Below are 345 nucleotides of genomic sequence, written 5' to 3'. Positions count from 1 at the left end.
GCCATCGCCTACCCCGACCGGATCAACCCCTACCTCTGAAACCGAGACGGCACCCACTTACACAAACACCTTGACAGGCTCCCACGATGTCCTCGTAGCGTTTCTCGGTCTCGTCGGGTTCGACCCGGGCGATGAACCGCCGCATCCACTGCCGCAGCTCACCGGTGGTGTGGGTGGCCGCGTAGGCGACGACTTGGCGGTCGAGCTTTTTCACCGACCGTTCCTCGGTGAGCTTCCAGGCGCCGGCCGCGATGATCGACACCCGCGCCGCATCCAACTGGCCGTTACCGAACGCCGCCCACACGGCCGGCAGGTCATCGCGCGCGGTTTCAGCCTCATGCAGGC

At 65.8% G+C, this 345-nt stretch carries 1 protein-coding gene; it reads right to left on the bottom strand.

Annotation, left to right across the window (positions count from 1 at the left end; all coding sequences use genetic code 11):
* Positions 1 to 22: 22 nt before the first annotated feature.
* Positions 23 to 345 (bottom strand): DUF222 domain-containing protein (locus D9V41_RS16995; RefSeq protein WP_166376119.1); only part of this gene is annotated, 323 nt, incomplete at its 5' end.

It is taken from the genome of Aeromicrobium phragmitis (genome assembly GCF_003674095.1).
Lineage (GTDB): Bacteria > Actinomycetota > Actinomycetes > Propionibacteriales > Nocardioidaceae > Aeromicrobium > Aeromicrobium phragmitis.
The sequence above is the reverse complement of the archived record's forward strand: the minus strand, read 5'-3'. Positions and strand labels throughout refer to the sequence as shown.